General features: G+C 63.0%; 11 protein-coding genes and 3 tRNA genes. 6 read left to right on the forward strand and 8 right to left on the reverse strand.

The features are described 5' to 3' along the window. The first annotated feature begins 4 nt into the window (after positions 1-4). Positions 5-811: a methylthioacryloyl-CoA hydratase gene (gene dmdD / locus AC58NV_RS00650; RefSeq protein WP_174146311.1), complete on the forward strand. Its 807-nt coding sequence runs from the start codon at positions 5-7 to the stop codon at positions 809-811. A 153-nt stretch (positions 812-964) separates the two neighbouring features. Here the strand turns inward: dmdD and AC58NV_RS00655 are convergent. From AC58NV_RS00655 to AC58NV_RS00670, 4 genes are all read right to left on the reverse strand, one after another. Continuing rightward, a tRNA-Asn gene (locus tag AC58NV_RS00655) sits at positions 965-1039 on the reverse strand. Positions 1040-1176: 137 nt separating this feature from the next. Next, positions 1177-1881 (reverse strand): histidine utilization transcriptional repressor HutC, encoded by a 705-nt coding sequence (gene hutC / locus AC58NV_RS00660; RefSeq protein ID WP_497225438.1) that lies wholly within the window; start codon positions 1879-1881, stop codon positions 1177-1179. 147 nt (positions 1882-2028) lie between these two features. After that, positions 2029-2103, reverse strand: a tRNA-Asn gene (locus AC58NV_RS00665). Positions 2104-2172: 69 nt separating this feature from the next. Continuing rightward, a complete protein-coding gene (locus tag AC58NV_RS00670; protein WP_497225439.1) occupies positions 2173-3090 on the reverse strand; it encodes an MBL fold metallo-hydrolase in 918 nt (305 codons plus the stop codon). Between the two features lie 72 nt (positions 3091-3162). On the opposite strand from AC58NV_RS00670, the gene AC58NV_RS00675 reads away from it, so the two are divergent. Next, complete coding sequence (locus tag AC58NV_RS00675) at positions 3163-4482, forward strand: ATP-binding protein (protein WP_366659607.1); 1320 nt, start codon at positions 3163-3165, stop codon at positions 4480-4482. 87 nt (positions 4483-4569) lie between these two features. Here AC58NV_RS00675 and AC58NV_RS00680 read toward each other — a convergent pair whose 3' ends face one another. Then, positions 4570-5754, reverse strand: a complete 1185-nt coding sequence (locus AC58NV_RS00680) for a hypothetical protein (protein WP_497225440.1) — start codon at positions 5752-5754, stop codon at positions 4570-4572. A 350-nt stretch (positions 5755-6104) separates the two neighbouring features. Here AC58NV_RS00680 and AC58NV_RS00685 point away from each other — a divergent pair, with 350 nt between their 5' ends. Both AC58NV_RS00685 and AC58NV_RS00690 read left to right on the forward strand, forming a co-directional pair. Beyond that, entirely contained in the window at positions 6105-6368 is a 264-nt protein-coding gene (locus AC58NV_RS00685) for a spike base protein, RCAP_Rcc01079 family (protein WP_366659604.1), read from the forward strand. After that, complete coding sequence (locus AC58NV_RS00690) at positions 6368-7072, forward strand: hypothetical protein (RefSeq protein ID WP_497225441.1); 705 nt, start codon at positions 6368-6370, stop codon at positions 7070-7072. The genes AC58NV_RS00685 and AC58NV_RS00690 overlap by 1 nt, the downstream gene beginning before the upstream one ends. A 442-nt stretch (positions 7073-7514) precedes the next feature. On the opposite strand, the gene AC58NV_RS00695 is transcribed toward AC58NV_RS00690, so the two are convergent. Further along, complete coding sequence (locus AC58NV_RS00695; RefSeq protein WP_497225442.1) at positions 7515-8912, reverse strand: hypothetical protein; 1398 nt, start codon at positions 8910-8912, stop codon at positions 7515-7517. A gap of 360 nt (positions 8913-9272) precedes the next feature. Here AC58NV_RS00695 and AC58NV_RS00700 point away from each other — a divergent pair, with 360 nt between their 5' ends. Then, positions 9273-10286, forward strand: coding sequence for a hypothetical protein (locus tag AC58NV_RS00700; RefSeq protein WP_497225443.1), 1014 nt, complete (start codon positions 9273-9275; stop codon positions 10284-10286). Between the two features lie 168 nt (positions 10287-10454). Here the strand turns inward: AC58NV_RS00700 and AC58NV_RS00705 are convergent. Together AC58NV_RS00705 and AC58NV_RS00710 are read right to left on the reverse strand one after the other, a co-directional pair. Beyond that, positions 10455-10530, reverse strand: a tRNA-Ile gene (locus AC58NV_RS00705). A gap of 37 nt (positions 10531-10567) precedes the next feature. Continuing rightward, positions 10568-11503 carry a LysR family transcriptional regulator gene (locus tag AC58NV_RS00710; RefSeq protein WP_497225444.1) on the reverse strand — a complete coding sequence of 312 codons (936 nt, stop codon included), beginning with the start codon at positions 11501-11503 and terminating at the stop codon, positions 10568-10570. 119 nt (positions 11504-11622) lie between these two features. Between AC58NV_RS00710 and AC58NV_RS00715 the strand changes: the two genes are divergently transcribed. After that, a complete protein-coding gene (locus AC58NV_RS00715; protein ID WP_497225445.1) occupies positions 11623-12603 on the forward strand; it encodes an MBL fold metallo-hydrolase in 981 nt (326 codons plus the stop codon). Positions 12604-12686: the final 83 nt, after the last annotated feature.

The following is a 12686-nucleotide window of genomic DNA, read 5'->3' on the forward strand; positions in this document are numbered from 1 at the left end:
ACCCATGACCCAAGCGGCAAATGCGCAAACTTATGAAAACCTTGAAGTCGAACAGCGGGACAACGGTGTCAGCATCGTCCGGCTGAACCGGCCGACCAAGCGCAACGCGCTGGATACCGCCACCATCGAGGAACTGGTCAGCTTTTTCAGCAGCGCCCATCGCAACGGTGTGAAGGCGGTGGTGCTGGCCGGGAAGGGCGACCACTTCTGCGCCGGGCTCGACTTGGTCGAGCATTGGAAGGCGGACCGCAGCCCTGACGATTTCATGCATGTGTGCCTGCGCTGGCATGAGGCCTTCAACAAGATGGAATACGGCGGCGTCCCGGTTATCGCAGCGCTGCAGGGCGCGGTTGTCGGCGGCGGGCTGGAACTGGCCAGTGCGGCCCATATCCGGGTGATCGACCAGAGCACCTATTTTGCGCTTCCCGAAGGCCAGCGCGGTATCTTCACCGGCGGCGGCGCCACCATCCGGGTCTCTGATATGATCGGGAAATACCGGATGATCGACATGATTCTGACCGGCCGCGTCTATCAGGGCCAGGAAGCGGTTGAACTGGGCCTGGCGCAATACATCACCGAAGGCTCCAGTTTCGACAAGGCGCTGGAACTGGCGGACAAGATTGCCGAGAACCTGCCGCTGACCAATTATGCGATCTGTTCGGCAATCAGCCATCTGAACAACATGTCCGGCATGGATGCCGCCTATGCGGAGGCGGTTGTGGCCGGCGTGGTGAACACCCAGCCCGCGGCGCGGGAACGGCTGGAGGCCTTTGCCAACAAGACCGCCGCCCGGGTGCGTCCCAACAGCTGAGCCTGGAAGGTGCATCGCCATGGGCAGGGCTGTTTGGCGGTGCGCATTTGAGGAGGTGTCCCGAACTGTAAGACCGGCCCTCAACTGCCCTTCCCGGGCCAATGCCGTAAAAGAAAAGGGCTTAGCGAGAGATCGCTAAGCCCTTGAATTCTTTGGCTCCGGCGGTAGGGATCGAACCTACGACCAATTGATTAACAGTCAACTGCTCTACCGCTGAGCTACGCCGGAACATGTGGCGTCGTATAGGATTTCCGGCCTGCGGCGTCCAGAGGAAATTCTCACGCAAAGCGAATTTTTTTCGATGCGCATGGCGGTGTGCCGGCGGCGGCCGGGAGGTTGCGATGAGACCCCTCTTCGCAACCTTATCAAAGGTGGGTTGTCATCCTGTAACCAGGTGCAAAGAACAGCTTGGCCAGCGTTACGGGCTGGCCGCGCAGCCAGGTGATGCGTTCGGCGGTGAAGATCGGATCGCCCGACTGGGTGTCCAGAAATTCAGCCACGGCCTGGTCCGCCTTGGTCGCCAGAAAGCTCAGCTCCAGATTGGTGAACGGCACCTTCTGCACCAGCCAGTCGTTGGGGCCGGAGCGGGAAAAATCCGCCGTCAGAACCTCCGGAATGCTGTCCGGAACAATCCAGCGGACCTCATACTGAAAAGGCGCATTGTCCGCGTAATGCATGCACCGCAAGTGCAGAACGTCCCGGCCTTGCGGGATGTTCATCCGTGCCGACAGCCAGGCCGGGGCCGGCATGACGGCACGCTCGACCAGTGCATAGCGGTACTCAGACCCTGTTTCCGTGATCTCATCGCGGACCAGCGGAATTGAAAACTGGGCCTTTCTGACCGGCGCATTCAGAACCCTGGTGCCGGCCTTGCGCTTCCGCTCCAGATAGCCTTCCTCTGCCAGTTCCCGCAGCGCCCGGTTGACGGTGGTGCGGGTGCTGGAAAATTCTTCCGCAAGGTCGGTTTCACTGGGCAGCAGGCTGTCCGGCGCCCAGATTTTGTTATGGATTCGGTCTAGCACCACCTGCTTGATGTCGCGGTAGCTCATGTTTGCCCGGGGTGCGGCCATGCTGCCTCCAATAAAATGACTTAATGCTTATATATATAGACATAACCGGCCGTGCAAAGCCTGTCGCCGCGTGCCTTGCGGTTTGCGGTGCAGGGAGCGTGTAAATGCAAAAAAGCCCTCAAGCGGTTGAGGCTTGAGGGCTTTTTATGGCTCCGGCGGTAGGGATCGAACCTACGACCAATTGATTAACAGTCAACTGCTCTACCGCTGAGCTACGCCGGAACGGTCCGTGCCGTATAGCGTTCCCGGGATTGGGCGTCCAGAGGGCAGCAGGCAATTTTTTGAAAAAATTCAGCCGCTGCTCAGCGCAAAGACCGACGATGCAGAGAGGGGGCTTTGCGGTGCTGTCCGGCCGCGGCCTGTGAGGTCCACGAGATGAGCAAAAACATTGCGTTCCGCGGCTTTCAGCAAAGCGGGCGGGGTGTCGGTATAGATCTGCTCTGCCAGGCTGCGGGCGGTGGCGGGGGCCTGTGCCAAGGCCGCCAGAATCGCGGCCTCGCGCGATTCCCGGTGCGCAATCAGCCAGTCGAGCCGCCTGGCCGGGTCGGCGATGGGCGCGCCGTGGCCTGCGTGAAAGATCCGCCAATCGCGTTGCCGCAGGCGGCGGCAGGAGGCCATGAAGTCGGTCAGGTCGCCGTCCGGAGGCGATACCAGCGAGCTGGCCCAGCCCATAACGTGATCGGCGGTGAAGCAGGCATCCTGCCAGGCCAACGCAATGTGGTTGCCCAGGTGCCCGGGCGTGTGGATCACTTCCAGCTCCCAGCCGTTCCCGCTGATGACCTCGCCATCGGCAACGGTCACATCGGGAGAGAACTCTCTGTCGATGCCCTCGCCGCCGCCGGCCAGCCCGTCAGCGGCGAGGCCGGACATCACTTTGCTGCGCCCCGCTTGCGGCCCGCCAAAGGCATAGACAGGTGCGCCGGTGGCCTGGCTCAGGCCGCGGGCCAGCGGCGAATGGTCCAGATGGCTGTGGGTGACGATGATGTGGGTGATCTGCTGGCCGGGCTGCACCGCGGCAAGGATTGCCTTCAGATGCGTGTCCGAATCCGGCCCCGGGTCAATCACCGCCAGCCCGCCGGTGCCCAGCACATAGGTATTGGTGCCGCGGTAGGTCATCGGCGAAGGATTCGGCGCCAGGATCCGGCGCAGCCCCGGCTCCAGCTCCTCGGCCAGTCCGGGTTGCGGGTTGAAGTCGTCCGGTGCCTGCATTGTCCTGCCCCATTGCTGTTTCCTGGCCCGGGCAATCTTCCTTCTTTCCCCGGTGCCCTATAGGCTTAGCCCATGTTCTTCCAATGGCTCAAACGATATATGCCGCGCAGCCTCTATGCCCGGGCGGCCCTGATCCTGGTGGTGCCCATCGTGGCGCTGCAGATCGTGATCTCTGTTGTGTTCATCAAGCGCGACCTGGAGGATGTGACGGTGCAGATGACGGCGACCATCCAGCGCGAGATGGAGCTGCTGCGCCAGATCGCGGATGCGGCGCCGGACCAGGATGCGGCACTGGTGCAGATCGCGCCGGTGCTGCAGCCGCTGCAGATGCAGGCGCGGTTTCTGCCGCCGGGTGCACCGCTGCCGGAGGATGAATTCAGCCTGATCGAATTCTCCGGGCGGGTGGTGCGGGAGGAAATGGAGAAGACTTTCCCGGGCTTCCTGGCGGCGCGGTTCCTGCCGAACCGGGTGGTGCAGATCTATTTCGGCACCGCGCACGGGCTGTTGGAGTTGAGCTTTGACCGCCGCAGGCTGACTGCGGCGGCGCCGCACCAGCTGATCGTCACCATGCTGCTGTTCGGCTTTTTCATGATGATGATCTCCTTCCTGTACATGCGCAATCAGCTGCGTCCGATCAAGCGGCTGGCCAACGCGGCAGAGGCGTTCGGGCGCGGGCGGGCAGTGCCGTATTCGCCGTCCGGCGCAACCGAGGTGCGGGCCGCGGGCAGCGCCTTTCTGGACATGCGCGCCCGGATCGAACGGCAGATCGAGCAGCGCACGCTGATGCTGTCCGGGGTGAGCCACGATCTGCGCACCCCGCTGACCCGGATGAAACTGGAACTGGCAATGCTGGACGAGGAGGACGCGGCCCCGATGCTGCGCGACGTCGACGAGATGCAGGCGCTGCTGGACGCGTTTCTGGATTTCTCCCGCGGCGCGGCGGTCAGCGAGCCGGAGCCGGTGGACCCGCAGGAGCTGGTCCGGGATATCATCAGCGATTGGCAGCGCCAGGAGCAGCAGGTGACAATGGGCGAGATGACCGGCGAGGGGGAGGTGATGCTGCGCCGCCAGCCGATGCAGCGGGCGGTGTCGAACCTGATTTCCAATGCAGTGCGTTATGGCACCCGGGCGCGGGTTTCGGTTGCAGTGACCGACAAGTCCATGCGGATCCGGGTCGAGGATGACGGGCCGGGCATCCCGGCAGAGCAGCGCGGCGACGCGGTGCGCCCCTTCACCCGCCTCGACCCGGCTCGCAATCAGAACCTGGGCTCTGGCGTGGGGCTGGGGCTGGCAATTGTGGCCGATACCGCGCGCGCGCATGGCGGCACCCTGCGGCTGGGCGAAAGCGCTGATCTGGGCGGGCTGAAGGCGGATATTGTCATCGCCCGCTGATACCGCCCCGGCCAAAGCAAACCGGCAGCCCTGAAGAGGCTGCCAGCTTGAATTTCCAATGATCTGCGCCTGCAGGCCAGTCGGCCGTCACGCAAATTCTTTGGACAAAGTATTGAAGCCGGTTTCGATTGCCGAAGCGGCCTTGACCAGGTTTTCGCCGCCAGAGGCAATGCTGGTAACTGTGGTGCTGAGGCCCAGGCTGCCGACCCAGATCACCCATTTGGCCCAGACCGGATCCTTGTGGCGCAGGGCGTCGACGGCTTTTTGCGAGTTGTCGCGGAACTTCTCGGCCGGCTTTATGCTGACGTGATAGGCCTCGATGCTCTTGATCAGCTTGGCCGTTTCCTTGCGGGTCGCCTCCATGGCGGCAAACAAGCCGTCCAGCTTCTTGCTCTTGTAGCCGCGGTCCTTGGCCATCTTGCCCAGCTTCTTCTCGATTTCCTTGTCGAGCTTGCTCTGTTTGTCCAGCAGCTTGTTCAGCTCCTTGCCGAGGGCGGCGATTTCCAGGTCGATATTCTTGAGCTTTGCCTTGTAGGTCTCCAGGTGCTTGTCGACGCGGTTGAAGCCGGCGGTTTCGATCATCAGGAAGTCCGCCAGGAACTCCTTGCCGATCTCCTTCGCCTTCACCTTGGCCTTGGACTGTTTCTCATAGGCCGAGACCAGCTGCTTCAGCGCTTTCTCAAGCTCGCCGTGGATCTTGACGATGTCGGATGTCACCTTCTGCACGGCGCGCGCCACCGAGACGATGCTTTGCGCGATGCCATAAATGCTGGCAGCAATGGACACGCCGCCGGTCACCGCTCCGGCCGCCAGCGAAGCGGTGGAGCCGATGGCGCAGGCGCTGCCGAGCACAATCGCGCCCACCACCTTGATGCGGTATTTCTTGCGGTCCTTGTTGGCCTGCTTCCACTTGTCGAAATGCTTGTTCGTCACCTGTTCGATCGACTTCTGGTACTTGGCAAAGATCTTCTGGATGTCGGCGTCCAGCTCTTTGCATTCCTTGTCGGTGAGCGGCATCACCGAGCCGAGATCATTGGCCTGGCTGACCCGCAGGCTGCACTCGTTCACCAGTTTTTTGTATTCCTTGGTGGCATCGTCATAGAGCTTGGCGACAAAGCGCGCGTCGGTGTCGAGCTCCTTGGCGGCGCTCTTGTCCACCTCGACGGTGGCCGCAAAGTTCATGTTGCCGAGCTGCACGAACTTCGGTTTCACCTTTTTGGTGACCTCGTTTTTCACGTCAGCTTTGATGATGGTGAGCTTTTCTGTCGCCATAAATCTGGTGCCTCTCAAATTTTCTTGCGGCGGGGGCGGCGCCTGAAAACAGTCTCGAAATCGCTACGGAACAAGTAATTTGCCCTGTTCTCAGGCCACCCTACCGGACGGCGGGGATTATGAAAGCAAAAAGCTTACGGCCGGATGAAGGCGGCAGGGAAGAACAGCATCGTGTGCGTATTGCCGCTGCATTGGCCTGGCACGGCTCAGGCGGGTGGCTGCCGGTCGCAGGGTGTTGCGCAGGGCGCCCGGACAGCGCACGCCCGGTTTTCCGGATCTTCGTCTTTTGCCGGTATCACTCAGGCTCAGGGGAAGCAGTCCTGTAGCGCAACCTGCCTGGGAGTTTTCACATGCCTCAGATCGATCCGTTCACCAGCTTCCGCCGCGGCCTCGAAAGCCCGGCCACTCACCAAATTGCCATTACTCCGCAGGACGGGGTGGATCTGCCCGTCCGGCCCAGGGTCCTGCGGGTGCTGGCCTCCGGCGACCTGGCCCTGCGCGATGAAGCGGGCACCGTGATTGCCTATGCGGTCACCGCTGGCGAAACCATCGGCTTCTCGGCCGTTGGTATCGAGGCAACTGGCACCACCGCATCCGTTGCGGGGTGGTACTGATGCTGGGGCTGGGGTTTTCCGTCACCGGCGCGGCACTGCTGGGGCCTGGATCCCGTCCTGTCGGCGCCGGCCTGATCGGATGGTACAGCGCCAAGGCGACAGGGACCATCACCCGCGGGGCAGGGGAGGAAGCCACCGCTGTCGCCAATCTGGTTCCCGGAGGCGCCGGCCTCAGCAAGCTGTCCGGCGGGGGGCCGGTCTATGCGGCGTCGGAGCCGCTCGCAGGCGGGCGCCCGGCGCTGGTCTGGCCGGATGCGGCCAACGCCAGCGGCTTGGCGCTCGCAGCGGATGCGCTTGTCAGAGAGGTGTTTGCGGTCATGGCCTACGCCGATGGCGCGCGGGGGGCGTTTGACACCTATAACACGCTGATCACCGACCTTGCGGGCCTTGATTCCAGTGGCGTCAACCGGGTCATGGGTCAGGAGGGTGACGCCGGCGTTTTCACTTCTTCGCTGCCGCCCGGGATGACAATCCACCTGAATGGCGGAGACGCCACCACGACACTGCTGCCAATGCCGTTGTCGGTGGTCCACATCAAATCCGCCGCGCCTTTTGCCCTGGCGGCAATCGGCGGGCGCAATAACGGGTCCAGCCGGGCGTGGCGGGGGCCGGTATGCGAGGTGCTGGCCTACTCGGATACCCTGGATGCAGGGGCGGCGGGCAGCAATGTCAGCTATCTGAAGGACGGTTGGGGGATTGGATAGGCGCGCCGGGCCAGGCTGAGGGCGCTTGAACCGCGGCCGGGACTCCTGCTGATCAGACCCAAGGCCGGCTTTTGTGTTTGCCAAATTGATTTCCTGAATGAAAAGCGGCTGCGGGGTCAGCAAGTGGGAGCCCTTCTCCGTTTGCATCAGCGAGAAGTGGAGTGGAAGAAGATTTGCGGAGCTGCAAGAGAACGCGCAAAGGCCATTTAAAGCAGTCTGGAGGCGATCAAGAGGCGGTTGGGCTTGCAAGCCATCCATTGTCCGAAGTGCGGTGATTTGATTGAAACCTTTGCCGCGCGCCCGGACTTTTTGAGGGTGGAGCGAATGGGCCATCCAAGTAAGGAGCAGGGATGGGCTTTCGCCACCCGCCGGCCTGCTGCGCAACGAACAAAGAGGGCGCTTGCAGGCGCCCTCTCAGATGTCTTGGCAAAGCCGGAAGGGCTCAGGCGAGGTCGTAGATCCCGCCGGTGCCGCCGCTGGCGCCGGTGCCGGGCATGGTACCGCCCACCGGCTGGTTCATCAGTGCCAGGATGTCCCCGGTGCCGGGTTCAGAGCTGCCGCCGTACTGGCCCGCCATATGGGCGTCATACCAGTTGCTGAGCCCGTCTCCGGTCACCCCGCCGTTGGCGTAGCTGCTGCCGGTGCTGGCCGCGGCTGCCGGATCATAGCCGCCTTCCAGCACCTCTTGCGAGCCGTCCGGGTTGCTGATGACCAGCGACATGCTGCTGAGGTCGATATCGTCCAGCGACAGCCCGGCGTCGGACCACAGCGTGAAGTTGGCGGTGGCTACGGTGCCATCGGTGCTGTCCGGCACTTGGCCGAATTGCACCATTGCGTCGAAGTTCTCCGGGACGGTGGCGCCATCATCCAACTGGTTGACCGCGTTGGCATTGGCCTCATGGCCGGTCACCGGCAGCGCGTTCTCATCCGGGAAGAAGTTCAGACCGTCGAGCTTGGTTTCATCCACGAGGTTGAAGAACACGCCGTCGATATCCGCGACCTCTCCGTCATAGGAAGTGGGTTCCAGTTTGATGAACAGCTGGTTCTCCGGCGTCTGCAGAACCTCGACAGTGACACTCGGATCACCGTTGCCGCCGATCTCGAAGAACACCGAGGTCTTGTCGCCGCCGCTATTGCCGCCGCCGGTTCCTTTGGTGCCGCCGGTCCCGCCGGAGCCTTTGGTGCCTCCGCTTCCTTTGGTCCCACCGGACCCCTTGGTCCCGCCACTGCCGGATCCCTTGGTGCCGCCCGAGCCCTTGGTGCCCGAGCCGCAGCCGCGGGAGCCGCCTGACCCACCGGAGCCGCGGGTGCCGCCCGAACCTCTGGTGCCGCCGGAGCTGTCGTTCCAATCATCTTCCTCGCGGTACCACCAATGCTTCTTGCCGTGATGGCCCTTGGTTCCACAGCCCTTGGTGCCGCCGGATCCCTTGGTGCCCCCGGACCCCCTGGTGCCGCCGGATCCATTGGTGCCGCCGGATCCCTTGGTGCCGCCGGATCCCTTGGTGCCGCCGGATCCCTTGGTGCCGCCGGATCCCTTGGTGCCGCCGGATCCCTTGGTGCCGCCGGATCCCTTGGTGCCGCCGGATCCCTTGGTGCCCCCGGACCCCCTGGTGCCGCCGGATCCATTGGTGCCGCCGGATCCCTTGGTGCCGCCGGTTCCGTCCTCTTCTTTGTCTTCCCGCCAGGCCTTGTAGCCTTTGCCCTTCCAGCTATAGCGGTCCGACAAGTGGCCGTCATACCAGCGGCTGAAATTGCCGCCCTGCACGCCGCCATTGTAATAGCTGTTGCCGCCGCAAGCGTGCTTGCCGCCCCAGCCCCATGAATAATGTCCCCGACCCATTATCTACCCCCACAGAAATCCTGAACCACAGATGCGCCAACGCCTTCGGCAGGCCGTAAGTGCGCCTTGAACGAGGGTAGGAAAGCGGGCGGGAACGGCCAAATTTTCGGCACATTTTAGTCAAAATTCCCGATTGAGCAGCGGTTGCGAGAAACAATCGCAAGGCGGAGCTTTCCATTGTGCGCCGGCTTGATCCAATCGCATTGCCAGCCTTCCGCCTGGGGCCTTCGAATCAGCGCGTGAGGAGGATGGATTGCCCCAATCTGTCCCGAAAAACGCCCTCTTTCACCGCTAAAGGGTTAAGGGGGCTGGGGTGCGCTGCGCCTGTTTTGCGCAGCGGGTTGGGAAAGGGAGCACGTTTTGGCTGATGGAAGATTCGACGACCGCACCGCCTATATCGCGGGCGCGGCCTGGGAGGTTCTCGGCGAAGAGCCGTTGGAAATCAGCGCTCCGGGCGGCAAGTCGCGCTCCTCGCTGCGGCTGCATTTCAAGGACCGCACCGCAATCGCCACGCTGCGCGCCAATTTCCGCCGCACCCATCTGGAAGCTTTCGTACTGGAACAGCTGGCGCCCCACTGCGATGACATTCCAAAAGTGCTGGGGGTGCATAATGACGTGCTGTTCCAGTCCGATACCGGCGAGACGCGGCTGAGTGAAGAGATCATTGAGCACGAGGAAGCCGACCAGCTCGACCTGGCAGCCGAGGCCTGTGCAGCGATCTTCCGCATCCAGGCGGCGGCCCGCAAAACCGAGCTGCACACGGTGCTGCCGCATCTGGGCGCCAACCGCAGCTGGATTCGCAATTTCGTCAGCTCGGTTGAGGCGCTGGAAGCTTATTCCATGGGCATTCCCGGCGATTTCGACTACCCGGCGGTTGCCGAATACATGGAGCATCCCGGGGTGCAGTTCCTGAAGTGGGACTGCCGCTCAGGCAACGCGGCGATCGGCGACGACGGTTATGTCCGCTGGTTCGATTTTGAGTATGCCGGCCTGCGCCACGGGGCGGAGGATTTTGCCTGGCTGATCGGCGACGAGACCTGGCCCATTGCGCCGGACAAGATGGCCGATGTGATGATCGAGACTTTCGATCCAGGCTGCGGCCACGAGATTGGCGCATACTTGGAATATCTCTCAGCTTATACCGCCCTGCATTGCGTGCAGCGGCTGGAGCTGATCCAGAAGGAAGTGAAAAGCCGCGGCTGGCTGACCCAGGAGAAGGTGCGCAAGTTCGATGATGCCGGCGTGCATCCGGAGTTTGCCGCGCAGCTCTGCCGCACTGGCGCCTATTACGCGGCGCAGTCAAGGCCTACCGCACCGCTCAGCCGCAATTTCGAGGCAGCGTGGCGCGCGTTCAAGGCGATGTCAGAGAGCTGAGAACCCTGACCTCTGTTGTGGCGTGTGGTTAGAAAACCGGGGCTTCGCTTGCCCGAATTCTCGGGAATCGCGGCGTTACCGAGTATCTAATCTATTGATTTCACTAGTGGTGGTTTTGCCGCCCTAGAGCGTTTCTACTGTTTGAAATCAATAGTTTGGCGGGGTTTCTGGTAGGCCCGGCAGGATTCGAACCTGCAACCAAAGCGTTATGAGCGCTCTGCTCTAACCGTTGAGCTACAGGCCCGCCATGGATTTGTGGTTAGGAAATGAGGCAGGCAAGGTCAAGCGGTGATTGCAGAAGCCGCCGGCGTTTCCGCTGCCCGGGCCCGGTGCAGGGCTTCCAGACTGACCACCGTGTGCTCGATGGCCAGGTCCCGGCGCCGGTCCGGAGTGCGGCGGGACGGGTAGACGGCAAACACATCCTTCAAGGGGGCCTCATAGCCAGGCAGCACCTGCTCATATTCGCCGCTGGCCAGCTGGTCCTCGACCATGAAGCGGGGCGCACGGGTGTAGCCGGAGCCGCTGCTGACGGCGTGCATGATCAGGTCGGGATCATCGGCGGTGAACCCCACCTGCACCGGCGCAGGATATTCCTGGCCGCCGCGGCGCAAAGGGAAGAACCCGCGGGTCTGGTCCTCGTGGTGCTGGATGAACTTGAGCCGCTTCAACTCCTCCGGTGTCTGCGGGCGGGTCTCGCGGTCCAGGTAGTCCGGGGTGGCAAACAGCACCGTTTCCAGGGTGGAAATCTTGCGCCCGAAGCCGTCAGTGTCCCCCAGCCGCCCTGTGCGGATGGCCAGGTCGTATCCCTCGCGCACCACATCGACCAGCCGGTCCTCAAGCCGCATCACGATGTTCAGGTCCGGGTGCTCCCGGTTCAGATCCAGAAGCATCGGCCCGATCACACTGCGCCCGAGAAAGGAGTTCACGCTGATGCGGAAGGTGCCGGAGACGCTGCATTCCAGTGCGTCCACTTCGGCAGTCATGCGGTTGTAGCCAGACAGCAGCGTCTGCGCGTGGCTGTAGACCAGATCGCCCGCCCGGGTGGCATGAATCCCCTTGGCGGTGCGGTGCAGCAACTGCTGGCCCATCACGGCCTCGAGCTGCTTGATCTGCTGGCTGACGGCGGATTGGGTGATGCCGCGACGCCGGGCAGCCCGGTTCAGGCTGCCCTCGTCCAGGGCAATGGTGAATGTCTCCAATAGCGTCAGCTTGTCCATGGCATCCCTATAAGCATTGCTAATAACTGTTATCGGAGCTTTCGGGCTGTGAGCCGGGAAAATGCAGCCTTAAGTCCGGTGCACAGGAATATTTTCCGAAACAGATATTGGAGTTTCTTATGACAATCAATCGCAGGGCATTTCTGGGCGGGCTGGCAGTGGCCCCGGCAGCGGCACTGGCAACCGGTTTTGCAGGCGGCAGCTGGGCGTGGGCGGCTGAGGGGGCTGCGGCGGCTTCTCCTGTAATCCACTCCTTCACCCTTGGAGATGCCAGGATCACCGTGCTGCTGGACGGGCATCTGCCGCTGCGGACGCAGCTGTTCAACGATTATGACCCGGCCAAGGCGGAAACCGTGCTGGTGCAGGGGCTGCACCGGCTGCAGGACGATGCGCTGCAAATTCCGGTCAATGGTTACCTGGTGGAGCGCGGCGGGCAGAAGCTGCTGATCGACACCGGCACGGCGCAGCTGATGGGGCCGGGGCTAGGAGCGCTGGGCGCTGGTCTGGCAGCAGCGGGCGTTGCACCGGAGAGCATCGATAGGGTGCTTCTGACGCATATCCATCCGGACCATTCCGGCGGGCTGATCACAGCGGACGGCGCCGCGGCCTTTGCCAATGCCGAACTGGTTATGGCGCAGCGCGAATGGGACTTCTGGCACGACGATGCCGTCCTGGCAGGCGTGCCGGAAAGCAGCCGCGGGTTCTTTGACATGGCCCGCAGTTCGGTTGCGCCATATGCGGACCGTTTGCAACTGCTTCAGGGAGAGGGTGAGGCCGCGCCCGGCTTCACCGCGCTGGAACTGCCGGGCCATACGCCGGGCCACACCGGGTTTATGCTGGATGCAGGCAGCGAGGGGCTGCTGTTCTGGGGCGACCTGGTCCACAGCGCCGCGTTGCAGTTTGCGCTGCCGGAATGGACCATCGCCTTTGATACCGATCCGGCGCAGACTGCGCAGACCCGGCGCAAGATGATGGACCGGGCGGCGGCGGACAACCTGCTGGTGACCGGTGCGCATCTGGACTTCCCGGCGCTGGGCCGGGTGCTGCGGCGGGGCGACGCCTTTGCCTATCAGGCGGCGCCCTGGCAGTTCGGCATTTGACCCGATGAAACCCGGTGCCGCGCCCCTGAATCGGGGTGCGGTGCAATCGCTTGTTTCCTTCCGTTCCGCCTTGCGCTAAAGGC

It is taken from the genome of Leisingera sp. ANG49 (genome assembly GCF_059694505.1).

What these genes read in the sequence shown, in the direction of transcription:
- dmdD (WP_174146311.1), top strand. Translation starts at nt 5, where the DNA reads ATGACCCAAGCGGCAAATGCGCAAACTTATGAAAACCTTGAAGTCGAA.
- hutC (WP_497225438.1), bottom strand. Translation starts at nt 1,881, where the DNA reads ATGGCCGCACCCCGGGCAAACATGAGCTACCGCGACATCAAGCAGGTG.
- AC58NV_RS00670 (WP_497225439.1), bottom strand. Translation starts at nt 3,090, where the DNA reads ATGCAGGCACCGGACGACTTCAACCCGCAACCCGGACTGGCCGAGGAG.
- AC58NV_RS00675 (WP_366659607.1), top strand. Translation starts at nt 3,163, where the DNA reads ATGTTCTTCCAATGGCTCAAACGATATATGCCGCGCAGCCTCTATGCC.
- AC58NV_RS00680 (WP_497225440.1), bottom strand. Translation starts at nt 5,754, where the DNA reads ATGGCGACAGAAAAGCTCACCATCATCAAAGCTGACGTGAAAAACGAG.
- AC58NV_RS00685 (WP_366659604.1), top strand. Translation starts at nt 6,105, where the DNA reads ATGCCTCAGATCGATCCGTTCACCAGCTTCCGCCGCGGCCTCGAAAGC.
- AC58NV_RS00690 (WP_497225441.1), top strand. Translation starts at nt 6,368, where the DNA reads ATGCTGGGGCTGGGGTTTTCCGTCACCGGCGCGGCACTGCTGGGGCCT.
- AC58NV_RS00695 (WP_497225442.1), bottom strand. Translation starts at nt 8,912, where the DNA reads ATGGGTCGGGGACATTATTCATGGGGCTGGGGCGGCAAGCACGCTTGC.
- AC58NV_RS00710 (WP_497225444.1), bottom strand. Translation starts at nt 11,503, where the DNA reads ATGGACAAGCTGACGCTATTGGAGACATTCACCATTGCCCTGGACGAG.
- AC58NV_RS00715 (WP_497225445.1), top strand. Translation starts at nt 11,623, where the DNA reads ATGACAATCAATCGCAGGGCATTTCTGGGCGGGCTGGCAGTGGCCCCG.